The sequence below is a fragment of the Paenibacillus sp. FSL F4-0236 genome (genome assembly GCF_038000135.1).
In the GTDB taxonomy this organism is placed as follows: Bacteria; Bacillota; Bacilli; order Paenibacillales; family Paenibacillaceae; genus Paenibacillus_AQ.
Genome location: NZ_JBBOBK010000001.1, coordinates 3,427,434 through 3,451,454, shown reverse-complemented (window position 1 = coordinate 3,451,454; position 24,021 = coordinate 3,427,434). Strand labels below are relative to the sequence as shown.

19 protein-coding genes and 2 pseudogenes are annotated in these 24,021 nt (G+C 42.9%); 17 read left to right on the top strand and 4 right to left on the bottom strand.

What is annotated here, in order from left to right:
• The first annotated feature begins 78 nt into the window (after positions 1 to 78).
• From NSQ29_RS15755 to NSQ29_RS15740, 4 genes are all read left to right on the top strand, one after another.
• Positions 79 to 828, top strand: coding sequence for a GTP pyrophosphokinase (locus NSQ29_RS15755; RefSeq protein ID WP_042187155.1), 750 nt, complete (start codon positions 79 to 81; stop codon positions 826 to 828).
• Positions 829 to 982: 154 nt separating this feature from the next.
• Positions 983 to 2,608: a glycoside hydrolase family 9 protein gene (locus tag NSQ29_RS15750; RefSeq protein WP_341125533.1), complete on the top strand. Its 1,626-nt coding sequence runs from the start codon at positions 983 to 985 to the stop codon at positions 2,606 to 2,608.
• 123 nt (positions 2,609 to 2,731) lie between these two features.
• Positions 2,732 to 3,481 carry an ABC transporter ATP-binding protein gene (locus NSQ29_RS15745; RefSeq protein ID WP_339802734.1) on the top strand — a complete coding sequence of 250 codons (750 nt, stop codon included), beginning with the start codon at positions 2,732 to 2,734 and terminating at the stop codon, positions 3,479 to 3,481.
• Positions 3,478 to 4,236 (top strand): ABC transporter permease, encoded by a 759-nt coding sequence (locus NSQ29_RS15740; RefSeq protein ID WP_341125532.1) that lies wholly within the window; start codon positions 3,478 to 3,480, stop codon positions 4,234 to 4,236. The genes NSQ29_RS15745 and NSQ29_RS15740 overlap by 4 nt, the downstream gene beginning before the upstream one ends.
• Before the next feature lie 7 nt (positions 4,237 to 4,243).
• Here the strand turns inward: NSQ29_RS15740 and NSQ29_RS31550 are convergent.
• Positions 4,244 to 4,291: pseudogene (locus tag NSQ29_RS31550) on the bottom strand (excalibur calcium-binding domain-containing protein); the annotation flags it as partial.
• Between the two features lie 82 nt (positions 4,292 to 4,373).
• On the opposite strand from NSQ29_RS31550, the gene NSQ29_RS15735 reads away from it, so the two are divergent.
• Positions 4,374 to 4,868: a hypothetical protein gene (locus NSQ29_RS15735; RefSeq protein WP_341125531.1), complete on the top strand. Its 495-nt coding sequence runs from the start codon at positions 4,374 to 4,376 to the stop codon at positions 4,866 to 4,868.
• 100 nt (positions 4,869 to 4,968) lie between these two features.
• Here NSQ29_RS15735 and NSQ29_RS15730 read toward each other — a convergent pair whose 3' ends face one another.
• Positions 4,969 to 5,826: an alpha/beta hydrolase gene (locus NSQ29_RS15730; RefSeq protein WP_341125530.1), complete on the bottom strand. Its 858-nt coding sequence runs from the start codon at positions 5,824 to 5,826 to the stop codon at positions 4,969 to 4,971.
• A gap of 172 nt (positions 5,827 to 5,998) precedes the next feature.
• On the opposite strand from NSQ29_RS15730, the pseudogene NSQ29_RS15725 reads away from it, so the two are divergent.
• Positions 5,999 to 6,586: pseudogene (locus NSQ29_RS15725) on the top strand (cupin domain-containing protein); the annotation flags it as partial.
• Between the two features lie 283 nt (positions 6,587 to 6,869).
• Here the strand turns inward: NSQ29_RS15725 and NSQ29_RS15720 are convergent.
• Positions 6,870 to 7,865, bottom strand: coding sequence for an acrylyl-CoA reductase family protein (locus NSQ29_RS15720; RefSeq protein ID WP_341125528.1), 996 nt, complete (start codon positions 7,863 to 7,865; stop codon positions 6,870 to 6,872).
• Positions 7,866 to 8,090: 225 nt separating this feature from the next.
• On the opposite strand from NSQ29_RS15720, the gene NSQ29_RS15715 reads away from it, so the two are divergent.
• The 6 genes from NSQ29_RS15715 to NSQ29_RS15690 all read left to right on the top strand — a co-directional run bounded on the left by NSQ29_RS15715 (position 8,091) and on the right by NSQ29_RS15690 (position 12,992).
• On the top strand, positions 8,091 to 8,591 hold the full coding sequence (locus NSQ29_RS15715; RefSeq protein WP_076283019.1) for a GNAT family N-acetyltransferase: 501 nt from the start codon (positions 8,091 to 8,093) through the stop codon (positions 8,589 to 8,591).
• 84 nt (positions 8,592 to 8,675) lie between these two features.
• Positions 8,676 to 10,094, top strand: a complete 1,419-nt coding sequence (locus tag NSQ29_RS15710; protein ID WP_076298432.1) for an NAD-dependent malic enzyme — start codon at positions 8,676 to 8,678, stop codon at positions 10,092 to 10,094.
• Positions 10,095 to 10,490: 396 nt separating this feature from the next.
• A complete protein-coding gene (locus NSQ29_RS15705; RefSeq protein WP_341126776.1) occupies positions 10,491 to 11,573 on the top strand; it encodes a HAMP domain-containing sensor histidine kinase in 1,083 nt (360 codons plus the stop codon).
• Complete coding sequence (locus NSQ29_RS15700; RefSeq protein WP_339270481.1) at positions 11,566 to 12,012, top strand: hypothetical protein; 447 nt, start codon at positions 11,566 to 11,568, stop codon at positions 12,010 to 12,012. Before NSQ29_RS15705 ends, NSQ29_RS15700 begins: the two co-directional genes overlap by 8 nt.
• 51 nt (positions 12,013 to 12,063) lie before the next feature.
• On the top strand, positions 12,064 to 12,507 hold the full coding sequence (locus NSQ29_RS15695) for a GNAT family N-acetyltransferase (protein ID WP_042187171.1): 444 nt from the start codon (positions 12,064 to 12,066) through the stop codon (positions 12,505 to 12,507).
• A gap of 14 nt (positions 12,508 to 12,521) precedes the next feature.
• The gene (locus tag NSQ29_RS15690; RefSeq protein WP_341126775.1) at positions 12,522 to 12,992 is read left to right on the top strand and encodes a DinB family protein; all 471 of its coding nucleotides are present in this window, start codon (positions 12,522 to 12,524) and stop codon (positions 12,990 to 12,992) included.
• Positions 12,993 to 13,020: 28 nt separating this feature from the next.
• Here the strand turns inward: NSQ29_RS15690 and NSQ29_RS15685 are convergent, their stop codons facing one another.
• Positions 13,021 to 14,715 (bottom strand): ABC transporter substrate-binding protein, encoded by a 1,695-nt coding sequence (locus tag NSQ29_RS15685; RefSeq protein ID WP_341125527.1) that lies wholly within the window; start codon positions 14,713 to 14,715, stop codon positions 13,021 to 13,023.
• Between the two features lie 112 nt (positions 14,716 to 14,827).
• Between NSQ29_RS15685 and NSQ29_RS15680 the strand changes: the two genes are divergently transcribed.
• The 5 genes from NSQ29_RS15680 (at position 14,828) to NSQ29_RS15660 (ending at position 23,890) form a co-directional block, all read left to right on the top strand.
• Entirely contained in the window at positions 14,828 to 16,327 is a 1,500-nt protein-coding gene (locus NSQ29_RS15680; RefSeq protein WP_341125526.1) for a DUF4153 domain-containing protein, read from the top strand.
• Positions 16,328 to 16,351: 24 nt separating this feature from the next.
• On the top strand, positions 16,352 to 16,876 hold the full coding sequence (locus NSQ29_RS15675; RefSeq protein WP_341125525.1) for a hypothetical protein: 525 nt from the start codon (positions 16,352 to 16,354) through the stop codon (positions 16,874 to 16,876).
• 198 nt (positions 16,877 to 17,074) lie between these two features.
• A complete protein-coding gene (locus NSQ29_RS15670; protein WP_341060467.1) occupies positions 17,075 to 17,773 on the top strand; it encodes a Crp/Fnr family transcriptional regulator in 699 nt (232 codons plus the stop codon).
• A gap of 164 nt (positions 17,774 to 17,937) precedes the next feature.
• The gene (locus tag NSQ29_RS15665) at positions 17,938 to 19,632 is read left to right on the top strand and encodes a methyl-accepting chemotaxis protein (protein ID WP_341125524.1); all 1,695 of its coding nucleotides are present in this window, start codon (positions 17,938 to 17,940) and stop codon (positions 19,630 to 19,632) included.
• Positions 19,633 to 19,993: 361 nt separating this feature from the next.
• A complete protein-coding gene (locus NSQ29_RS15660; RefSeq protein WP_341125523.1) occupies positions 19,994 to 23,890 on the top strand; it encodes a discoidin domain-containing protein in 3,897 nt (1,298 codons plus the stop codon).
• Positions 23,891 to 24,021 lie beyond the last annotated feature (131 nt).

The following is a 24,021-nucleotide window of genomic DNA, read 5'->3' as shown; positions in this document are numbered from 1 at the left end:
TCGCTCGCTGAATTTGAATTTCACTAGTGGATTGGCTATGATAAATATAGAGAAAAGCTACAAGAGGAGAAATGGATAATGACCCCCGAGAATCAAATCGAACAATTTAAGAAGCTTAAGCACGAGATCACCCGATTTATGTTGATTTATAAATTTGCACTTGATGAGATGGAGACGAAGATTGAGATCCTCAAACAGGAGTTTCAGTCTCTTCACGATTACAGTCCTATTGAACATACCAAATCGAGAATCAAGTCTCCCGAAAGTATTATGAACAAAATGCTCCGCAAAAATGGAGAATTATCTCTAGATTCTGTGAGAAATTGTATTAAAGACATTGCAGGTCTACGAATTACCTGTTCTTTTATCTCAGATATTTATCATGTAAGTGAAATGCTTCAGAAGCAGGACGACTTAACGGTTCTTGAAGTGAAGGATTATATTAAGAATCCCAAGCCTAATGGTTATCAAAGTTTGCATTTGCTGATTCAGGTACCTGTATTTATGTCAGATCGTCAGGAGTTAGTGTGCGTTGAGGTACAAATTCGTACCATTGCTATGGATTTCTGGGCAAGTCTCGAACATAAAATTTTCTATAAATATAATAAGTCAGTACCAGAGAGTATGACGCGTGAATTGAAAAATGCAGCGGATGCCGCTCATGCACTTGATCTGCAAATGGAGCGACTGCATCGGGACATTAAGGAAATCAAAGACGACGATGAAGATGATGATCTTAGTTCCTTTGAGGAGCTTCGCCGTATAGTGATTCACAATCAGCAATTCACACTTCCAGCTAACTTTATTAAGCTGCTTGGAGACAAATAATCTGATTATATCACCTAGAGTTACCGTTTCTGGTTAACTCTAGGTTTTTTATTGTAGTAATCATTGCCACGTACAACTAGAATAGAGTATTCTCAACTTGAAAGAGAGACTTGTAATCATTGGCTTCATCAAATTGATATGAAGGAGAATGAAGATGAGTGAGCGTAGACTCCGAACCATTACTGTAAATCAAATCGGATATCCGGTGGGTGGAGAAAAGATTGCAGTGTTTACTGGTGCTGGACATGGCTTTCAGGTTGTTGATGTTGATCATGGAAATGTTGTATTCGAAGGGCAGACAGGTACTCCCAGATTTGATGAGGCAAGCGGAGTAACTGTACATACAGGTGATTTTTCTGAGGTTCATGCAGTGGGCAGATACCGGATTGAGCAAGGTGAGGGGATAGCTTCGGCATCATTTATAATCTCAGATAAACCTTATCACGAGCTTCAACAGGGCTTGCTGAAGGCCTTTTATTATTATCGTTGCGGGGTTGAGTTAACTGAAGAGTATGCTGGAGATTGGAAGCATAAGGCATGTCATACAGCAGAGGGAATTGTATATGGTGAAACGGAGCGTCGTCTAGATTGTTCTGGAGGCTGGCATGATGCAGGTGATTATGGTAAATATAGCGGCCCTGGAGCCAAGGCCATCGCTGATCTATTACTAGCCTATGAGTTATATCCATCTGCTTTTGTAAGCGCTATCCCGATTCCTGAAAGTGGGGGGATAACTCCAGATATACTGCTGGAATGCAAAGTGGAGCTGGATTGGTTATTCAAAATGCAAGACTATAGAACAGGTGGAGTGTATCATAAGCTGACTACGCTGAGCTTTCCAGATTTGGATGTGATGCCAGAGGCTGATACAGCAGATCTATATTTCTCACCGGTGTCAGCAACCGCCACTGGAGATTTTGCTGGAGTCATGGCCATGGCAGCGCGGATGTATGAGCCCTTTGACTCAGCCTATGCGAAGAAATGTCTGGATGCCGCAACACTAGCTTGGAAATGGCTTGTTCAACATCCAGATGCACCAGGGTTTATAAATCCGCCAGAAATTAGCACCGGTGAATATGGAGATGGGAACGACAAGGATGAGCGGTATTGGGCAGCTGCGGAGCTCTATCGTACGACGGGGAAAGAAGAATACCATCAAGCTGTTCTGCAACTGGTGCAGTTGTCTTTTTCAAAATACAGTCTAGGCTGGGCAGATATGGGGGGATACGGCACACTTGCATATCTGTTAAATGGTGAAGATCTAGCAGACCGTGCTTTGTATGCTTCCTTAAGAGAAGGACTTCTAGCTGAAGCGGAACGGTTAGTGGAACAGAGTCGTGAGGATGGTTATAGGATCTCCTTAAAAGAGGACGACTATATTTGGGGGAGCAATATGCTCGTAATGAACAATGCTATGTTGCTAGTTGTGGCTGAATATTTTAGTGGCGATACGAGCTTTGCGGACTGTGCGTTAGATCATTTACACTATCTGATGGGTCGCAACGTACTGGATATCAGTTATGTTACCGGATTTGGCGATCATCCCGTGATGCATCCGCATCATCGTCCATCTGTTGGTGACCATGTGGTTGATCCTGTGCCGGGTCTTGTATCTGGGGGGCCAGATCGTGGGCTTCATGATGAATATGTAGTAGAACATTTACAAGGAAAACCAGCCGCTCGGTGCTTTGCCGATCATGAACTTAGTTATTCTACGAATGAGGTAACGATCTACTGGAATTCACCTGCGGTGTTCGTTACAGCTCGTTTTAATCAATAAATTAATTAATATATGGGAAAGGCATGTCTCATGGGGGAGATGCCTTTCTCTTTTTTATGCAGCTAAAATGCTATAATACGAAATGGTATGATATTTTTTCGATTGGCAATAGGAGGTAAGGCATTGAGCAGTATTTTTGAAATTCAAAGACTTGCAAAATTGAACTGGAAAAGCAGCGAACAAGCTTCGAAATATCTATTCTCGGACATCTCCGCTGAAATATCTGAATCGGACCGAATCGCTCTGATCGGTGCCTCGGGTCAAGGTAAAAGCACACTACTTAGAATAATGGCTCTGCTGGATGCCCCAGATGAAGGGGATATGCTTGTCAAGGGCACTTCATTCAAAAATATGGATTCAAGGCTGTGGAGAATGAAAATCGGGTTCGTGGCTCAACAAGCGGTTATGTTGCCTGGCAGTGTGGAGGATAACCTAAGAACCGTCAGCAAGCTGCATGACAGACCATATGACCATAAATTAGTGCAGCGGCTATTGGAACAACTAGGGCTGGAACAATTGGATTTGAGTAAAAAAGCAGCAGATTGCTCTGGCGGTGAAAAGCAGCGGATATCCCTGATTCGGTCATTACTTCTGCGACCTAATGTTCTACTGCTCGATGAAATCACTGCATCACTAGACATTGACAGCACTCAAAGGGTAGAGGATCTACTAGAACAGTGGCATAAAGAAGAAGGGACTTCAATGATTTGGGTGACCCATGACCTTAAGCAGGCTAGCCGAATAAGCACTACTACATGGTTTATGGGGAATGGTAAGCTGGAACAACACTTGAGTGAATCTTTTTTTGCTGAGTCTGCGGAAGACTTGGCAAAAAGATTTATTCGACCGTTAGAAGGAGCGTCATTCTTATGAGTTATACTGCACTGAGTTTCACGCTTCTGTTTGTGTTAGGGACTATGTTGGTCTCGGTATGGCAAAAGCTCGGACTAGAAAAAGATATTATTGTAGGCACTATAAGGTCGGCGATTCAATTGCTTGCGGTTGGATATGTACTGCAATTTATTTTTAAAACCGATCAGATGATCTATGTTATTTTGATAATAATCTTCATGATAAGTGTAGCCGCATGGAATGCAGCGAAAAGAGGAAAAGGTCTACGTGGATTAGTCTGGAGAATTGGACTTGCGATCGCTACTATGGAGCTCCTTATGATGGGGATTCTGCTCGGCTTACATATTATTGAGGCGACCCCACAATATATCATTCCCATTAGTGGCATGACCATTGGTAGCGCTATGGTTGTCTCGGGTTTGTTAATTAACCATATCAAGCACGAAATACAGCAGAGCAAAGGGGAAATCGAGACCCTGTTGTCACTCGGTGCAACGGTTCCACAAGCGATCCATGAAGTTAGAAAAAGATCTGTGAAATTCAGCATGATCCCTACCATCGACGGAATGAAGACAGTAGGACTTGTCCAGCTTCCAGGTATGATGACGGGTATGATTATAGCAGGCGCTGATCCGGTAATCGCTGTTCGCTACCAGATTCTGATTGTGTTCTCATTCACCGCTTCTGCGGCCATAACAAGTATACTGCTAAGTGTACTGAGCTACCGACTCTTTTTCACGCCTGATCAACGGCTTAAACAATCGGTAGAACGATAATAGATTTCTATTTCTCACAAGCGATTCCGTTATTGTCACGGTCGCTTTTTTTGTTGGCATTTTGGTTACATAAAAGTTAGCGATAACGGGGAATAATTAGAATTCAATTCACATGAGGTGAAAAAGCTTTCTATGAGGTGATTCTGATTAGTAAAAAGAAATTGGCGGTTACCCTGATCGCAGGCGTATTGCTTCTGCCAGGAATCGCAATAGGTGCACCTGATAACGAAACGGTGATTCAGTCTAATGGAAAGCTGCTCTCAGCCATGCCTTTGCCAGCTCCCGAGTCTAAACGAATCATATTGCCTTCTGCGTTTCAAGCGGCTGAGCTATACGGGTTCGGTTTGCAGCACCGGAATGCTTCAATTCAATATTCGATTTTTTCCAAGGAACTTAAAAAGGTTATGTATCCGCAGTTTGTTGAACTGAACTGGGTAACTGGTGTATCCAGCCCATGGATCACAAAGTACGAGGTTACTAAAGAAACAGTAATTAACCAAAATTCAGAGGTCATAGAAATGCGCATAGATTCCGCGACTTCAAATGGTCCGGAACCACCCATGCTACTGACGATCTCACTTGTTAAAGATCATAATAGCTGGGTGATTACCGGAGTGAAGCCGAATCCTTAAATGACATGCGGAGAATTGTAAAAAGAGCAAGCGTAGTAGGGAACATTCCCGTACGCTTGCTCTTTTTTACTGACTGAATGAAATATCCGCTATTACGCGACTAATCTCTACCCGCCTTGACCATCAATTCCGCCATCATTTTTGGCTCGGTTCGGACAGTGGTCATATGATCACCTTTGCCCTCGATGAAGCGGAAAACGCCCAAATGACTGGATTGAGTCGGGTGAAACCCATATGGACCTTGTGGGATAGCCGTGTCTTCCGTCAGATAAAGATAACTTTTAGGGATTTGGAGACTGTAGAATTTCTTGAGATCCAGCTTTTCAAACAGTGGGGTAGCTGGTTCAGGTGGAGCTTGTTTATAAAAGGCTTGTGCTTGCGCAAGACTGGCAGTGTTGACGAAGGTATCCCGGAAGAGCGGGAAAGGGAGCGTGATGGTGTTATTACCGGAAGCGTCTCTTAGCTGTTCAAAGGATTTAAGTGACTCAGCAGGAAATTGATCTGCCACACTTTGCCCGTCAAGCGGCGCGAAGGCATCAAAGAACACGATCCGTTTGATCCGATCAGGTACTTGCTGGGAAACTGTTTGAATGACTGATCCGCCAAAGCTATGTCCGAGCAGAATAAAATCCTTCAAGTCTTTTTGTTTGATATAGTCGACAACGGACTTTGTGATTTGCTCATGTGTTACATTATTATTCTTATCCGTGCCATGTCCTGCATATTCCGGTGTGTAGACGGTGTGCCCTAACTTACGAAGCTCAGCGGCTGTTTCATCCCAAAAACCTGAAGTAGCCCAAGACCCATGAATCAGAACAAAGGTTAATGGAGTCTGTTTAGTAGAGGATTTGTGGTTAGCGGCTGCAACCGTGGAGTGTTGATTCAAAGGCTGAAACCCCATAATGGTGAAGATAGAGATACATAACGCTAATACTATTTTAATGTGAATCGATTTCATACTTTGCCTCCTGTATAGTGTGAGAATTTAACATTATAAAGGATGCCCCGATTGACAGAGAAAGATGAATTTTTATTGGAGTCAGTGAATCTCCGGCACCTAGGCATAGGCAAACGCATATGTTGTTCTAGGAAATCAAAAATTTACGGGAACAGAAGGGTAGGAATAAACAGTGACTTCATACATGGATTATACGTCCCCTAATACACAATTTACTTTTGATGTGAACACTAATACTCTCTTTAAAAAGGATGCCAACAACTACATTAATTTACTGTCGGTTAAGCAGTTGAACACACTGGAGAATACCTCACTCCTTGATATTTTTCTTAGCAAATCGAATGTGGTGGAGCCTCATTATCATCAAAATGCGGCAGAGCTTGTCTATTGTATCTGCGGTTCAGCAGTAGTGTCTATACTCAATCCGTTTACAAATGAACTTCTTCATTTCCCAATATGTCCAGGTCAAGTGGCGAATGTGCCGCAAGGCTGGTGGCATTATGAAGTAGCTACTGTCGATAATACACATCTGCTTGCCATTTTTGACGCACCTATTCCTGAGGTTATCTTAGGCTCGGATATTTTGAGCAAAACTCCGGCAAATGTATTGGCCCATACTTACTGTTTGAATGAAGCATTGGTAAAGGAAGCGTTAGCTCCTATTAAACCTGGCACCTTTATCGGCCCACCTGCCGACTGCTGTGAGGAAGATAAAGTAAAGGGAGTCAATAATATGGCCCCGAATATGGCTCCTAATATGAATATGCATGCAAATATGAAACCTAACATGCATCCAAACATGCAGCCATATGCTCATATACAAGCTCAGCCCATTCCTATATCTTCACAAATGCCTCCAGCGACGCAAGCATTTAATTATCAGCCTTACCCAATGCAAGGATACTACACTCAAGGCTATGAACAGCACTATCGCCAACAGCCTTATGTACAACAACAGCCGAATTATCAATATTCAAATAATCAAGAGTAACAACAAAAAACCTCCTGAGATTAAATCTCCCGGGAGGTTTTCTTGTTAGGGCTTAAGATAAACGGACAAGCACTCTGCCTCGTGTGTTTCCTTGCAGAATATCTTCCAATGCTTGTGGCAGTTCATTCAAGGTTACTTCACGATCTACAAGGTTCTCAAGCTGTGCAGGCTTCAAATCAGTCGCCATCCGTGTCCACACCTTTTCGCGTAGCTCAGCAGGACACTCTACGGAATCAATACCGAGCAGGTTAACCCCCCGAAGAATAAAGGGAAGGACGGTAGTTGGAACAGAAGTGCCACCGGTCAGGCCGCTTGCAGCAACAGAACCTCTGTAGGAGATTTTACTCAAAATCGACGCAAGTGAGTTTCCGCCAACGGAATCTACAGCACCTTGCCATAGTTGCTTTTCTAATGGTTTGCTAGATCCGCCCGTAACCTCTTCGCGTGAAATGACTTCTTCCGCGCCAAGAGTTTTCAAATATTCGTTAGCTTCTGTATTACCTGTGCTGGCCACTACGCTATAGCCTTTTGTGCTTAGCATAGCGATAGCCGATCCACCCACACCACCGGTCGCTCCCGTTACGAGTACTTTGCCTTTGTCTGGTGCTAAGTCATTGTCTTCCAGAGCTTGAATGGACAAGGCTGCAGTTAGTCCAGCTGTACCATAAATCATAGCTTCTCTTAGTGTAAGTCCTTCCGGAAGTGGGGTGATCCAAGCGGCAGGAATTCGTGTATATTCGCTATATCCTCCAAAGTGAGATACACCCATACCATACCCTGTAGCGATAACTTGTTGTCCTTCATGAAACCGCTCGTCTGTAGAAGACACCACAGTACCGGATAAGTCGATGCCTGGAATAAAAGGGTATGATCTTACAATTTTTCCGTTAGGGATACTGGCTAATCCATCTTTATAATTCACACTGGAGTATGCAACCTTAATTACAACTTCTCCTGCGGGTAGTTCTTCTAAGGCAACCGGCTTAACAGCGACGGAGAATAATGATTCTGTTTTGTCGACAACTAATGCTTGAAATGATTCTGTCATAAGTGTAAGCTCCTTCAACTACGTTATAGGTAAGACATGTATATAATATTTATTCTGATCAGTCAACTCGTCATTGTCTATGATATAACGCAAGTTAGACGTAGTGTAGGACTCTTTGGTTGTGTATTGTAACATTATAATCGAACTATCCATGTTATTTGTACAGTGGACGTGTTAAGTTCAGACTGCTGGTATACAACTTGTTTTTAAGGGAGAATTGTTGAAATGTCTATTATAAAGTTAATTCGTGAACATGAGATCGAACCGTATTTGGAACTCTTAGCTGAGGTTGAACATATCCATCTGGATAGAAACAATCCTAACCATGAGCAGTGGCTGAGACGTCGCATACAATCACATTTTCAGCGGGGGGCGTTGTTTTATGCCTATCATGAGAATGAACAAGACGATGCTTTTGGTATTGTTGCCGTTCTGCATGAGGAGGCACCGATTGGCATTCCCGCGCTTGGAGCAAGAGCCGAAGTCCTAGATATTGGAGTATGTAAAGATCATCGCAGAAAAGGAATAGGAGGTATTTTACTACAGCATGTAGAAGAAGTTGTTAAGAGCAGGGGAGCTTACTGTTTACTTATGCTGACCTATGCAGAAGATTATGATGTGATTGCTTTTTACGGTAAAAACGGCTTTGTGCCCGTCGCTACAATCCCTGATGTATTTGGTCCGGGTGCCGAAGGGAATACTATCTTAAGAAAAATACTAAGGTGATCTATTCAATAGGAAGAAAGTTTGTTTAAATGGTATAGTATAGTGTATTTGAAATCTTAGGGTTGAAGAAAGAGAGGCTAATTCATGGCTATTGCAACAACGATGATTGTCAGGCTCGAAATTCGGAAATCGGTTGCTTCTTTTGGTGATGTTGCTTCAGGAATTGCCACTGCAGGTGGAGATATCGTTGCTATTGACGTGATTCGTGCAGGTAAGGATGTAACAACTCGAGATATAACAATAAACGTGCAAGATGCCTCGAATGGAGAAATGATGTCTATACTATCGAAGATGCCAGGAGTCAAAGTAATTAATGTATCAGATCGAACTTTTCTAGCTCATCTTGGCGGAAAAATTGAAATCACACCTAAAATGCCTATCAAAAATCGGGAGGATTTATCGCTGGTGTATACACCGGGAGTTGCCCGAGTGTGTACGGCGATTGCCGAAGATCCGAACAAAGCCTATTCTTTGACGATGAAGCGGAATACAGTAGCCGTCGTTACAGACGGAACGGCTGTGCTTGGACTAGGGGATATTGGACCGGAAGCGGCTATGCCTGTTATGGAAGGTAAGGCTATGCTGTTTAAGCAATTAGCGAACATCGATGCTTTTCCACTATGCTTAAATACTAAAGATTCTGATGAAATCATTAATATCGTAAAAGCAGTATCTCCTGGATTTGGGGGAATCAACTTAGAAGATATCAGTTCTCCGCGCTGTTTTGAAATTGAACGTCGGCTTGCTGAAGAGCTGGATATTCCGGTATTTCATGATGATCAGCACGGTACATCTGTTGTAGTTTTGGCAGGTCTTTTGAATGCGCTTAAAGTAGTAAATAAATCTATCGAAGATGTTCGAATAGTCGTTGTGGGTATAGGTGCGGCTGGTGTGTCCATCTGTAATATGCTTCTGGCGGCAGGAGCTCGCAAAATCTACGCGGTAGATCGTGAAGGTGTTCTTAGAAAAGATCTTCAGTATGATAATCAGGAATGGCGGAAGCTTGCAGATGCAACTAACCCGGAAGGTATCGAAGGTGGACTGACGGAGGTTATGCAGGGAGCAGATGTCTTTATTGGGGTGTCACGTGGTGGGATTCTATCTGTTGATCATCTCAAGAGTATGGCCAGCGATAACATTGTGTTTGCGATGGCTAATCCGACACCGGAGATTGAGCCAGAATTAGCCGAGCCTTTTGTTCGCGTATTAGCGACAGGTAGAAGTGACTATCCGAATCAGATCAACAATGTGCTGTGTTTTCCGGGTATTTTCCGTGGCGCACTGGATTGCAGAGCAAAAACAGTGAATCTTGAAATGAAGCTAGCCGCGGCAAAAGCGATTGCTTCAGTCGTTCATCCGGATGAAGTTAATGAGCAATACGTAATCCCGAGTATTTTTAACGAAAAAGTGGTAGAGTTAGTGCGTCTGGCAGTGATCCATGCAGCTATTGCAACGGATGTAGCCCGCCGGATCCCTAAGGATATTGATAAGGATATGGAATAAAAGCGATACTATAAATGGACTGCTCTGCTTAGTGAGAGAGCAGTCTATTTTTTTATAGATTGACACATAACTGAGAGGCGTATCATAATTAGGGCTAAAAGTATTTATTCCCATTTTAGTAAAGTGGCTGATATAATTACAATAATGTATGAGATGTAGAAAGGGCATCCAAGTGGGTGCCCTTAAATTTTGCCTCTAGAGAGGGTAGTATCCAAAAAAGGGTTAAATTAATATAGAAGTGGTGAATTCATGAAAGAGTTTTACAGTCAGGTGAATCGAAAAATCTATTACATTGTAATGTTATTAAACATTACCCTTATGATATCTGGATTAATACTGTCTACAACAGAGTTGAAAGGGATTAATTTTGGATACATTGTACAATTTTTGTGCGTGATGATTCTATCCATTAGTTTATGGATCTATCCTAAGTATGAGACATATACCTTTAGAAAGATCATCATTCTTTTTGGATTTGCTTACTTCTATACGCTTTTCTTTTTATATCCTCAAACTTGGACCACCTATATTTTGATTTGCCTTATTCCTGCACTTTCTATTCTATTTTTTGATTTAAAATTGTTCTACTTTTCCTTTATTATAAATGGGATATTGATGGTAATTACTTTTAGTTATGTCATCTTTATTGATAAAGGTGAATTATATACTTATTTACATCATGACATTTTAGGCAACATTATAAATATAATAGCTGTTCAAGCACTATTGTTTTTCATTTTCCATTTATCATTTAAACGGATGAAAAAGCAGCAACTGTATTATGAACAATTACAGCAATCCGAGCGGTTAAAGATGGTAGGACAATTAACAGCTGCTGTTGCACATGAAATACGAAATCCTATAACCGTGGTTAGAGGTTTTTTGCAATTGTTCAAAGAGGACGATTCATTTGATGATTCTAAAAAAAGTAAGTTCAACTTAATGATTGATGAATTAAACACAGTAGAACAGATTATCTCTCAATTTCTAACCCTATCCAAACCAAATGGAGATCAAAGACTAGAGAAAGTGGATGTGAAGGATGTCCTTCAAAGTGTAACGGGTCTGCTTCATTCCTATGCCATGCTATCTGATAACCAAATCGATATAAAGGTAGAGGAAGATTGTTTTATTTCCATTAATAAAATTGAGTTTAAGCAGTTACTCATTAATATTATAAAAAATGCGCTGGAAGCCTCAGATGTAGGGAAATCCGTCTCAGTCATAGCAAATAGAAATAATAATTTTATCGAGATCATGATCACCGATGAAGGAAGTGGGATGTCCGAGGCTGAGGTTAAGTCGCTGGGCACGCCTTTTTATTCATTAAAAAGTAATGGAACCGGTTTAGGGTTAATGATTTGCTTTAATATTGTAGAAAAATATGGTGGGGAAATTTATTATAATAGCTCTGAAGGTAAGGGGACAACAGTTACTATTCGCTTTTTATCAGAATCGGGAGGGATCTATAATGATTAAGAAGCTATCCGCACTGATGCTGTCTGGAATAATCATAGTTCTTCTTGCTGCCTGCAATACAACTACCTATAAACACAATTACACATTTACAGGTGAAGGAAAAGTATGGTCGGCTGAGTATGTTCAAAAGGCAACAGAGAAGTTCATCGATAAAAAGGGTGAGAGACCAGATTATGAAACCTCGCAGCAATCTACATTTGAGCTTAAATATAAAGGTGAGCAAACGGATCTTGATAAGATTAATTCATTTAAATATAGCTTCAAGGGAACATCAGGTGGAGGAAGTAAAACCTTAGAAGATGTCGAGGGAGTAAGAAAAAGTGAGCTGAAGTCCGAAAGAGGTGGAAGCGGGGCGTTTGAACACGAGGACTCGATTATTAAGGTTGTTGTAGAGTGGGATGGGCAGAAGGATGAATTTGAACTGAAGGTTCGTAAATAGTGGAGCATGTGGAGAAAGATTCTTAAATTAAAGAAAGCAGGTTGAACATTTATGGTCGTTATTAAAGAAATAGAATTGGAGTCTCTCCATGAACTTGGTGATTTATATCAGGAGCTGATGGATCAACCATCGGATCTTAATAAACTAGAAGAAGTATTTAAAGTAATTAAGGCAGATCGTCGGTACATATTGTTGGGCGCTTTTGTGGACGGGGAGTTGATGGGGTCTTTGATGGGGATTGTCTGTCATGACCTGGTAGGAGATTGCAAACCGTTTATGGTAATTGAGAATGTAGTAGTTTCATCGCGGGCCCGTCGTCAAGGTGTGGGTAAAAAACTAATGCTTGCCATTGAAGAAATGGCTCACGAGAGAGACTGCTTTTATATCATTTTAGTCTCTGGAGAGAAGCGTAAGGAAGCGCATATTTTTTATGAATCGTTAGGGTATAGAGATGAGAAGGTGGAAGGGTACCGGAAACATCTAAGTTCCCATTAAAAGGAGGCCTTGATCTGCAAACATTCTTTCAATATAACTGGATAGTTCGTGAACAATGGTACGAGTGGTGTGAGAGTATTTCTGAAGAAGAGCTACTTGGGGCACGTACTGGTGGTGTAGGCAGCATATTGAAGACTCTGTTTCATATTGTTGATGTAGAGTGGAGCTGGATTCAAGTGTTGCAAGGTAAACCGGATTTTCAGGAGGATTTCGAACATTACAAGTCTTTGCAGCAGGTAAGAGAACTAGATGCGAAATTCCGGCCCGATGTAGAGCCCTTTGTACTTTCTTGGCATGCGGGTTTGGAGCGGAATATTTTTGAGGATCACCTGGCGGATGGCCGGATCGTGACGGATACTTGGGGTGAAGTGATGCGCCATGTGATCGCTCATGAAATTCATCATGTCGGACAGTTGTCCGTTTGGGCAAGGGAAATCGGGAAGGATCCAGTTTCTGCCAATTTGATTGGAAAAGGGCTCCGATGATTCGGGAATCGACTGGACATTGCTTATATCATGAAGTGCTGTCGCTGGAAAGCAGCGGCGGGAACCACAAATGACGAAGATCAACCCAGCCCTGACTATTGAAGCTAACTCCTCGAACCGAGGGGAGATAAGCAGTTTGGGTGGGTTTTTCATACAAGATGTGCAGATGATGTTCCTCAAGAAGACGGTTCTCGATCATACTAAAGCTCTCGGATCTAGCCTCAGGGTTAGGTTCTCGTGCAATGGTATAGAGCCAGCCTTCAATATCCGCACGAGTATGCGGTTCTATATGCTGGGAAAGCGTGAGATATAGATCAAATAAACGAAGCTGTTCATCCTCGTCACGAAATAATGAAAAAACAATCAGGTCGGCCTCCAGTCGAATCGGGCCCTTGAACTCCTCTGGAGACACGGAAACAACTGTACACGGATAACCTTGACGCTCTAGTTTAGCAGCAATACATTCAGCATCGTTAGCATATTGCGGAATGGTGGTTATTTGCAAGGTGACCTCATAGTCTTCCATCGACTTAAGCGTTACAGACGCTGACTCTTCTTTTAAACAGGATACGATCTTTGCCCGAATAAGGGGGTCGCTAAGCGGTCCTTTTTTTTGTGTGTTGCAGGTAACAAATTTACGGATGTAGGACTCTGAATGAATCCGACTCCAAGAAGAAGAATTGTTGGATGAAGGATTCTGAATCACATGAAAAGCCGAGCCAGTATCTGAGGAATCGGACGCAGTATCCCACGGAACATACATTATTTCGACTCGATCTAAATGAGCTCTTCCTAGAAAATAATAAGGAAAAACCTCCAGCACACAAGTGTCCTCATTCATGTCCACAACCTTAAATGGTCCTGTCCCCACAGGTCTGCGGCCAAAGCTAGGTTCGTCCATTCCTTCTAAATCACGCGGAACAATTGCCGCTCTACTCGTACACAAGAAAGGGAGGAATAGCTCATTGGGCTGTTTAAGTGTAATTTGAACGGTGGATGGGTTTAGTGCGGTAACTTGCTGGATTTCTTTGAAAATATAGCTATAGAGTGTCCGCTTTGAGGTTTGTATCAGCCGTCCCAAGGAATAGACTACATCTTTTGCCGTCAGTACTTTTCCATGATGGAACAGCACTTCTTTGCGAAGAAAAAAAGTCCAAATCGTACGGCTCTCATCCACTTCCCAGGCATGAGCTAGACTAGGCACAATCTTATCCCGTTCCCCGCTGCGTCTCACTAATCCGTCGAAGACATGACTGGAAACAAAAGACTCTGCCAATAGATTCATATGAAGCGGGTCGAAGGTATGTAGCTGCTGGGTGATGGGAAGCCGCAGGGTATCAATCTGTTTGTCACTACGGATTTCGGAATGATGACCAAAATAGGTCAGCAGCCAGCCTTGTAAAGTATCCTGCAGCGAGGAAGAGCTGGCATGGGTTTTGATGCCATCAATAGCTTTGTGAACATCTTTACGGCTGATAGCCTGCATCATGGATTGAAGCGCAATTTCTTCGGAAGGGACAAGGAACTGTAATAAGGAACGACTTCCACGTCCGCGCTTCGGCGTCCATTGGACCCATTCCAGCTGCATCATTTTATTCACAATATGCATGGCATTGCGGTGTGTACATCCGAAGGTCAAGGCTAGCTCATCCATCGTAACTGAGATTTCTGTGACTCCCCCAAACTGTGAGTGCAGCTTTAAATATTGGCTATGCAGCTTCATGGTTTAAGTCCCTTTCAGAAAATAGGAAATTATTAAAAAATTCTTTCTCTTTTTTTTCTTATTTTATCACTTAGAATAAGGATAAGAAAGTAAGAATATGGGGGTGTTTACCATGACCGATGAAACGGAGCTTAAGCTTAATCGATCACTTGCCGCTTTAATTGTTGCCTTCTTACTGGCGATTGTTCATCAGTTGTTGTTCTACGGAAAGTTGCCAGGTGTTTCTTATCCTATCTTCGTTTGTCTGTTTTATGTGTATATGCTTTATTACGCTAAGGCTAAAATGCGCAAACTGACCAAACTCAGTTATTTCTGGTTTGGAGCGATTTTTCTACTCTCGATGACCTATGTGTTGTTTCATAATCTTTTCTACTTTGGGTTGAACCTATTAGTAATCCCTGTGCTGATTTTATTACATATGACTTATTTGCTAAGTGATAAACGCCCCTCTTGGAGTCAATTCAGAATACTTTGGGATACACTAGAGCATTTGCTTCCCCAGAACTTTCGCCACTGGGGTACTGTGTTCAAGGACGTCAAAAGTAGCAGTGATAGTAAGGTGAAGGATGGACACAAGCAAGTGCTGGGGAAAGTGTTTACAGGACTTGCGATCTCTTTACCGATACTGCTTGTTGTGATTACCCTGCTGGCCTCGGCCGATGGTGTGTTTCATCATGTGCTAATATGGCTGCCAAATATGCTGGATCGAATTTCATTTGGTGAAATTATTGTGCGGACGTTATGGGTACTCCTGATAGGCATGGGATTGTTCGGCTTAGTATGGGGCTTTGTAGATTCGAAGGTCTATGACTGGAATGTGCAACCAAGGGAGTATGGACCTGTGCAGGCGCCTGTGACCTTTAAGGTTGATCCAGTAATTATGACGACAATTCTTATAGCTATTAACACGGTATATGTTCTATTCGTAATCGTCCAATTTTCTTACTTGTTTGGAGCTTGGGAAGGGATGTTACCAGAAGGTAGTTCCTATGCTGATTACGCACGTAGTGGATTCTTCGAGTTAATTATGGTGACCGCGATTAATTTCGTGATTCTAATGCTGGCATTGGGATCAGAAGGAAAGAGGGGCGGACTGCTCCAAAAAGTCATTAATATTATGCTGTATATCTTAGTTGGCTGTTCAACTGTCATGTTGTATTCTGCCTATACTAGACTAACCCTATATGAAGAGGCGTATGGATATACTACGATTCGTTTCCTAGTTCATGCATTTATGATACTTATGGGTTTGCTGTTGATTCTTGCAGCTGTACGGATTGTAGTGCCCCGTTTGCCGTTGGCTAAATGTTATATTGTGCTAGGTCTGACCTCTTATGTTGTTATGAACTATATAGGTATGGATGTCATTATAGCTAATAAGAATATGGAGCGTTATGAGGTGAGTGGTAAGCTGGATGCAGATTATTTGGTTGGTCTGTCACCGGAAGTCATCCCCTCTCTGATTAAGTTCAGTCGTAAGGAAGACGGGATGCTAGATCAATTTTTGAAAAACAAATGGTGGGACGGTGCTCAGCGAGAGCGGAAGTGGCAGTCCTTTAATTTCCCGGAATATCAGGCGCAGCGTGAGCTCGAGAAGTATTTTGCACAGTAAAGGTTAGAAGAAGGTGTGAGGAAAGTGAGAAAAAAGCCATTTAGTAACGGCTGGTTATTTATCATCATTTTTATTACGGTAGGTTTAAGTTATGGGATCTATCATATTTATTTATACAATGCCCCAAGACAAAGTCATTACTCTCGTGTATCCAGCAGCAATTTAGAGCAGGAACGTCTGGGAGACATCCAGCTGCTTCAGAGTCTCGAATCGCTCATCCAGGCACCTAAACCACGTGACGATATTGAACGGTATCAATATTATCATTTGGACAACGAAACAACAGTAGCCACAGCGCGTGGTGACGATAAAATCATTCTAATTAGCGTCTATTCCGATCTGAAGATAAGTACTGCCAGAGGTATTCACGTGGGGTCTTCTACAGATGATGTGATTGAAGCTTATGGCTCTTCTTATTATAAAAGAGGGGAACAAGGGGCTGATATTATCGGGTATGTGGATAAAATCAATCATCGGAATTTAGAATTTTGGTTACAAGATCAGAAAGTGAATATGATCCGATATAGTGTGGACTCTGTTGTGATGTAAGATGTTTTGGGATATCCTTACAAGCATAAACGCCTTCGGCTTCCTTATAAGGTCGGTAAGCGGTTAAGCGAGAAATATAAGAAATATAGTATTGTGTGAAACTTATACTTTCTTATATTATTAAAAAGGACATATGTCCTTTTTTTGTGGGTTATTCTAAATTACACTTATTTGAGTAAACAATAGAGGGGGCACCACATGCAAACGATAAATGACCGTGAAGCTGTCCGTGCCTTGGCAGTGAAGAACGGTCTGGACGGAATTTTTAGCCCGCTAGTCACGTATAAAATGGAATTGAGACGTTATACGGATGAAGAGAAGCTGTGTTTGGTTGGCGATCAGTTGGATGGGATGTTCATATTGGTTGAGGGCAAGCTCAAAATTCAGACACTGCTGCCGAACGGCAAATCTATGCTGGTGCGGTTTACAAATCCGATATCAGTGATTGGGGATGTGGAGCTGCTTCATCGCTTTCCTGTCAAGAATCAAGTGGAGTCTGTGGGTGAGAGCTTGATTCTTTTTGCCGGGAGAAGATTACTGCTGAGAGAGCTTGAGGAAAATACAGCTTTGTTACGTTTTCTCGTAGGGGAACTTAGTCACAAATTGCATACGCTCGGTCAAGCCTCCGCACTTAACCTGTTGTATCCGGTCGAGAATCGATTTGCCAGCTATTTGATGTCTTTATTCGCCGATAAAAACGGTGACCGACGTGTGGAGGAGATTCGGACCTCAAGCCTTATAGAGACAGCAGAGTTGCTAGGTACAAGTTATCGGCATCTTAACCGGATCGTGCGTCGTTTTATTGATGAAGGAATTATTGCAAGAAATCGTGGACGTTTAAGCGTACTGGATGAAGGGAAGCTGGCGGAGCTGGCAAACGGAAATTTATACGAATAAAAAGATCTCTAAAGACCATTAGTTCCAGCCTTGGGCCGGACGTAGAGGTCTTTTTGTTTTTTTAAGCGAACATTCAGTTCAATTTCAGAGAAGCTTAAGGGAACGATAGTAGGATAAAAGTACCAAATCGGGACCTACTATACATATAGAGATGAGGAACAACGATGTTCAGAAATATCCGTGGGAAAATTGTATTGGGATTTACTGCTGTGATTGTAGTTTTTCTAGTGGCTATAGCAGGAAACACATGGTTTCAGGGAAAGGCTACGATGCTGACGGATCAGGTCAATCGCAACTGGAACAAGCTGTCGCTTGTTCAGGGATTAACGGATAAAATTCGTACGGCAGATGAGCTCGGGGCTCGTTATGTGATGAGCAACACAGATGCTGAGCGAAAATCATATCTTTCTAAGTACGAAGAGACGCTCCCATTGATTGAGAATGCCATCAAGGAGCTGGAGAGTGTTAGATTAAGTGAAGAAGAACTAAAGGGTGTAACGGAGCTGAAGGGGAAATGGAATGATTATTTGATCGTTTTGAAGGAAGCCTTCGCCTTAGCTAAGGACGGGAACTTCCCGGAAGCGCAGAAGAAGTTTACCAATTTATCTTTAGATGCAATGATTGAATCTCAGATTGTATTCCAGAGCATGCTCATGGAGGAAATACAGAATGGGCAGAGTCAAGCAGAAGCCCATCGTAATAACGCTATGATTACTAGCTTTGGTGTGACCGGATTATCGGTTGTTCTTGCCCTAATTCTTGCACTATTAATATCTGGACGAATTATTAAACCACTTCATGATGTGAACACACAGCTGAAGGAGATTGCAGATGGAGATGCCGATCTTACTCGCAAGCTAAACGTCCGGTCAAAAGATGAGATTGGTGAACTGGCGTTTAATTTTAATAAAATGACAGAAAATTTGGGCTCGATGATTGAACAAGTGAAGTTATCGGCGAATAGTCTCGCGAATTCCTCTACAAATCTTACCTCGGATAGTGGAGTGACAGCAGGTGCGACAGAACGAATATCGGATATTATGGGTGAAGTAGCTTCGGGAACTGCTAAACAGATGAATGATCTACAGACCAATACAATATCATTCTCAGAAATATCGATAGGAATCGGTCAAATTGCCTCCAGTGTTCAGGATATTTCTGAAGCCTCGCATCGTTCTGCGTCGTTTGCTATTGCCGGAGATGAATCACTTCTGGCGGCTGGTCAGCAGATGGAATCCATTAATCGATCTATACATTCTTTGTCACAGCAAGTCCAAGGCTTTGTGAATCGATCACAGGAAATTGGCGGTGTTGTAGGAGTTATAAAAGGGATCGCTTCGCAAACGAATATGCTAGCGTTAAATGCGACTATTGAGGCAGCCCGCGCGGGTGAGCAAGGGAGAGGCTTCGCTGTAGTTGCCGACCAGGTTCGTAAGCTGGCAGAGCAATCCGCAGAATCCGCTAATCAAATTGCGGAAATGGCGAGCGGGATTCAAAGTGAAGCAGATAATGCGATGAAAGTTATGATGAGTAGTATGAGTGAAGTAAGGGGAGGCACGGAGATTATTCAGCAGGCTGGACGTTCCTTTGGTGAGATTCGGTTATCTATAGATTCACTAGCCGAGCAGGTTCAGGAAGTATCCGGAGCTGTGGAAGAGATCACAGCGGCTACGGAAGAGATTGTGGAATCGCTTCGAAGTGTTACGACAATTGCAGAAACGACTGCAGCGAGTACACAACATGTGTCGGCAGCCTCACAAGAGCAAAGGGCTTCGGTGGAACAAATTGCTTCCTCTGCAAGTGAATTAAACTTAATGGCTCATGGACTACAGGGGCTGGTAGCTAGATTTAATGTATAAGGCGAGCTTCGGAGAGTTGAGGGGGAATCCCAGTGCTCTCTGGAGCTTTCTTTTTTTATTTGGTTGAACGTAATATCCCACATACTAAGCATAGAAATTGCCATCGACGTCCACCTTCCTATAACTTATATTATTACCATTATTAGTTAGTTTGTGGTCAACCTCTGGGTATAGATCAGTGACTTATTGAAGTCAGAGTCAAGGATACGGGAGGACAGGCAGCTAATAATAAAACGATTGTTAAGTCTCGTTGAAAACTATCAGGTCCATTTTAGGAGGCGAATGTCTATAACAATACTATTTTGAAAGCGTATTCTTATTGGCTGCATAGCTTCACAAAACTTTGGGAGGTGGTTCTCTAATGATAGCAGCTTCTAAAAAAATTACGGGTAAGTCGGCAGTAATGTATTTTTTGATTGTAATATTGTTTGTAGGTCAATTAGCGTTGTACCCCTCGGTGAGTTTAGCTGCGGGGAATTTAGCCCAAGGTAAAAGCATTACTTCAAGCTCATTTGGCGATGTTTATGTAGCAACTAATGCCAATGACAGCAATCAAGGAACGTATTGGGAGAGTGTAAGTAACGCATTCCCGCAATGGATCAAAGTGGACTTAGGCGACGTAAGCAGTGTCAATCAGGTTGTTCTAAAACTGCCGACGAACTGGGAAACAAGAACCCAAACGTTGTCGGTGGAGGGAAGCTCTGATGATTCTACTTACACTAATTTAGCAGCCTCTGCCAATTACACCTTTAATCCAGCAAGCGGATCTAATACTGTGACCATTAATTTTACAGCTGCGAGTGCTAGATATGTTAAATTGAATTTCACGGCAAATACAGGATGGCCAGCAGCACAGTTATCGGAATTTGAGATTTATGGCAGCACAACGACACTTCCAACAACAGGATATGAAGCGGAGAATGCTGCTTTATCCGGTGGAGCAAAAGTCAATACAGATCATACCGGTTATACCGGAACCGGATTTGTAGATGGCTATTTGACACAAGGAGCAACGACTGCCTTTAGTGTTAATGTTGCCTCTGCTGGAAACTATGATGCCGCATTAAAATATGCAAATGCTTCAGGCAGCACAAAAACGGTAAGTATTTATGTAAATGGGACGAAATTAAAGCAATCTTCTCTTTTAAATCTGGCCAACTGGAATACATGGTCCACAAAGGTTGAAACGCTAGCCTTGAGTGCTGGTGCTAATACGATTACTTATAAATATGATGCAGGTGATACTGGAAACGTGAATCTGGACAACCTGATCCTTACTCCATCTTCAGCACCGACAGCAACACCATCACCAACGGCAACGCCAACGCCAACGGCCACACCGACACCAACGCCAACACCGACAGTAACCCCAACACCAACGGCAACGCCGACACCAACCCCAACACCGACAGTAACACCGACACCAACGGTAACCCCAACAGTAACCCCAACACCTGGGACGGGTTCAAATTTGGCTTTGAACAAAAGTATAACTGCGTCGTCCTCAGTCTTTACCTTTGTGCAGACGAATGCGAATGACGGTGATGTAACTACTTATTGGGAGGGGGCAGGGGGAAGTTATCCGAACACATTAACTGTTAATTTGGGCAGTAATGCTGATGTTACATCGGTTGTTCTCAAGCTGAATCCTGCATCGGCGTGGTCCACACGTACTCAGACCATTCAAGTGCTTGGGCATAATCAGAATACAACGGCTTTTACGAGTCTTGTACCTGCGACCGTGTATACCTTTAATCCGGCAACCGGTAATACAGTGACGATTCCGGTCACGGCTACGGCTAGTGAATTGCAGCTAAAGATCACTACCAACTCTGGTTCAAGTGCTGGTCAAATTGCTGAATTTCAGGTAATTGGTACACCATCTTCGAATCCAGATTTGACGGTGACTGCTCTTACATGGACTCCAACCTCTCCAATTGAGACGGATGCCATTACACTTAATGCAACAGTTAAGAATATAGGATCTCTAGCATCTGCTGCAACTAATGTGAATTTTTATTTGGGCACTACCCTTGTAGGTACTAGTCCAGTAGGTACTCTAGCTGCTGGCGCATCAACGAGCGTATCTCTTAACCTGGGCGCAAAAGATGCAGCAACCTACTCATTAAGTGCAAAGGTCGATGAGAATAATACAGTAATTGAATCAAATGAAGGGAATAATAGTTTTACGAGTCCGGCTTCCCTTATTATTGCTCCAGTGTCCAGTTCTGATCTGGTTGCTTCCTCCGTCAGTTGGACACCTGGCAATCCAGCAGGCGGCAACACTGTAAGCTTCTCAGTTGCCATTAAGAATCAAGGTACAGCAGCTTCCGCGAGTGGTGCGCATAACATAACTCTGACGGTTTTAGATGCTACTACGAATGCGGTGGTTAAGACTCTAACAGGCTCCTATAACGGCGTGATCGCAAGTGGGGTGACCACAGCGCCTGTAGCTCTTGGTAATTGGACTGCAGGAAATGGCAAATATACTGTGAAGAGTGAAATTGCAGTAGATGCTAATGAGCTGCCTGTAAAACGGGCTAATAATATTCAGACGCAGTCACTGTTCATCGGTCGAGGTGCGAACATGCCTTACGACATGTATGAGGCTGAGGATGGAGTTATTGGCGGTGGGGCCGTGAAGCTTTCAGCCAACCGGACCATCGGCGATCCTGCAGGTGAGGCTTCAGGCAGAAGAGCAGTCACTCTGAACACCACAGGTAGCTATGTTGAATTCACGACAAAAGCCAGCACGAACACTCTGGTTACTCGTTTCTCGATTCCAGATTCAGCGAGTGGTGACGGCACAAATGCTACGCTTAACATTTATGTTAATGGTGTCTTTAGCAAAGCTATTAACTTAACCTCTAAATATGCATGGTTGTACGGTTCTGAGACAAGTCCTGGAAATTCGCCAAGCGCAGGTTCTCCACGGCATATTTATGATGAAGCTAACATTATGTTTGATAGTACCATTCCGGCAGGAAGTACGATCCGTTTACAAAAGGACACCGCTAACACTTCTCAATACGCCATCGACTTCATCAGTCTGGAGCAGGTTTCACCGATTGCTAATCCAGATCCGGCTAAATACACTGTTCCTGCAGGCTTTACGCATCAGGATGTTCAAAATGCGCTTGATAAAGTGCGGATGGACACCACAGGAAATCTCGTAGGTGTATATTTGCCACCAGGAAACTATCAGACCTCTAACAAGTTTCAGGTCTACGGCAAGGCAGTGAAGGTTATCGGTGCGGGTCCTTGGTATACAAGGTTCATTGCTCCAACTAACCAAGAGAATACCGATGTCGGATTCCGAGCCAGTGATACTGCGAATGGATCTACCTTTGCGAATTTCGCTTATTTCGGAAACTATACTTCTCGTATCGACGGTCCTGGTAAAGTATTTGATTTCTCCAATGTGGCGAACATTACGATCGACAACATCTGGACTGAACATCAGGTCTGTATGTACTGGGGAGCCAATACCGATAACATGGTGATTAAAAACTCCCGTATCCGTAACACCTTCGCTGACGGCATCAATATGACTAATGGAAGCACGAATAACCTGGTGTCTAATATTGAAGCACGGGCAACAGGTGATGATAGCTTTGCATTGTTCTCGGCGATTGATTCTGGTGGTGCAGATATGAAGGATAACATCTATGAGAACCTCACTTCAATCTTGACTTGGCGTGCTGCTGGTGTAGCTGTCTATGGTGGATACGCAAATACCTTCCGTAATATTTATATTGCGGATACACTTTGCTACTCCGGGATTACAATCAGCTCTTTAGACTTTGGATATCCGATGAATGGCTTCGGAGCTTCACCGACTACGAATTTTGAGAATATTTCTATTGTTCGTGCAGGTGGGCATTTCTGGGGCGCGCAGACTTTCCCGGCGATCTGGGTATTCTCGGCCTCCAAGGTCTTTCAAGGTATCCGAGTCAATGATGTGGATATCATTGATCCGACCTATCATGGCATCATGTTCCAGACCAACTATGTAGGTTCCACTCCACAATTCCCTGTAACAGATACCATCTTTAATAATGTTACAATTACCGGTGCGCAAAAGAGCGGCGATGCTTTTGATAGTAAATCCGGAGTGGGTATCTGGGTGAATGAAGCTGCTGAGGCTGGTCAAGGTCCAGCCAGAGGCTCAGCAACCTTTAACAATCTGAAGATTACGAACACGGTAACAAATATTAAGAATAATACATCTACTTTTACCATTAACGTAAATCCGTAAATTGTAGATCAGTAGTCAGTTATAATGAAGCCGCCTACCCATAAATTTGGGAGGCGGCTTTTTAACTTAGGGAGCTTGCAAGCTCCAGAATCGACAGGAGGTGCCACTCAAGTTACAATGAAGGGTATGTA

Coding starts and splice junctions, on each gene's coding strand:
- NSQ29_RS15755 (WP_042187155.1), top strand. CDS start 79: ATGACCCCCGAGAATCAAATCGAACAATTTAAGAAGCTTAAGCACGAG.
- NSQ29_RS15750 (WP_341125533.1), top strand. CDS start 983: ATGAGTGAGCGTAGACTCCGAACCATTACTGTAAATCAAATCGGATAT.
- NSQ29_RS15740 (WP_341125532.1), top strand. CDS start 3,478: ATGAGTTATACTGCACTGAGTTTCACGCTTCTGTTTGTGTTAGGGACT.
- NSQ29_RS15730 (WP_341125530.1), bottom strand. CDS start 5,826: ATGAAATCGATTCACATTAAAATAGTATTAGCGTTATGTATCTCTATC.
- NSQ29_RS15720 (WP_341125528.1), bottom strand. CDS start 7,865: ATGACAGAATCATTTCAAGCATTAGTTGTCGACAAAACAGAATCATTA.
- NSQ29_RS15715 (WP_076283019.1), top strand. CDS start 8,091: ATGTCTATTATAAAGTTAATTCGTGAACATGAGATCGAACCGTATTTG.
- NSQ29_RS15710 (WP_076298432.1), top strand. CDS start 8,676: ATGGCTATTGCAACAACGATGATTGTCAGGCTCGAAATTCGGAAATCG.
- NSQ29_RS15705 (WP_341126776.1), top strand. CDS start 10,491: ATGATTCTATCCATTAGTTTATGGATCTATCCTAAGTATGAGACATAT.
- NSQ29_RS15700 (WP_339270481.1), top strand. CDS start 11,566: ATGATTAAGAAGCTATCCGCACTGATGCTGTCTGGAATAATCATAGTT.
- NSQ29_RS15695 (WP_042187171.1), top strand. CDS start 12,064: ATGGTCGTTATTAAAGAAATAGAATTGGAGTCTCTCCATGAACTTGGT.
- NSQ29_RS15685 (WP_341125527.1), bottom strand. CDS start 14,715: ATGAAGCTGCATAGCCAATATTTAAAGCTGCACTCACAGTTTGGGGGA.
- NSQ29_RS15680 (WP_341125526.1), top strand. CDS start 14,828: ATGACCGATGAAACGGAGCTTAAGCTTAATCGATCACTTGCCGCTTTA.
- NSQ29_RS15670 (WP_341060467.1), top strand. CDS start 17,075: ATGCAAACGATAAATGACCGTGAAGCTGTCCGTGCCTTGGCAGTGAAG.
- NSQ29_RS15665 (WP_341125524.1), top strand. CDS start 17,938: ATGTTCAGAAATATCCGTGGGAAAATTGTATTGGGATTTACTGCTGTG.
- NSQ29_RS15660 (WP_341125523.1), top strand. CDS start 19,994: ATGATAGCAGCTTCTAAAAAAATTACGGGTAAGTCGGCAGTAATGTAT.